A 511-nucleotide genomic window follows, 5' to 3' on the forward strand; every position below is an offset into this window, starting at 1 on the left:
TGACGGTGACGGCGCAGTCGGCTGATGGTGACGATGTTGCGACGAGCAGCGGCACGATCACTGTTGATGTTGCCGGTGTGGCAGATACGCCGACATTGGACGTTTCTGATGCCAGTGGTTCGGAAGATTCTGCCATCGCGCTGGATATTGATGCTGGTCTCACGGACTCCAGCGAAGTTCTCACTGTTACAATCAGCGGCGTGCCAGAAGGTGCGAACCTGTCTGCGGGCACCGATAACGGTGATGGCAGCTGGACGCTATCTGCTGCCGACCTGAACGGCCTGTCGATTACCCCGGCGGAGGACTTTAGTGGATCGTTTGATCTGACCGTCACCGCGCAGTCTGCGGATGGCAACGATGTTGCGACCACAACGGGCCGGATTACTGTTGATGTTGCCGGTGTGGCAGATACACCGACATTGGAAGTTTCTGATGCCAGTGGTTCAGAAGATTCTGCCATTTCGCTTGATATTGACGCGGGTCTGACGGATTCCAGCGAAGTGCTGACGGT

Annotated in this window: 1 protein-coding gene; it reads left to right on the forward strand. The window is 56.6% G+C overall.

Annotation, left to right across the window (positions count from 1 at the left end; all coding sequences use genetic code 11):
* Positions 1–511, forward strand: a 511-nt coding sequence (locus tag BC440_RS23180) for an Ig-like domain-containing protein (RefSeq protein WP_175484493.1), incomplete at both ends; no start/stop codon positions are given.

Origin of the sequence: Thalassospira sp. MIT1004, from assembly GCF_001858545.1 — a bacterium.
GTDB classification, from domain to species: domain Bacteria; phylum Pseudomonadota; class Alphaproteobacteria; order Rhodospirillales; family Thalassospiraceae; genus Thalassospira; species Thalassospira xiamenensis.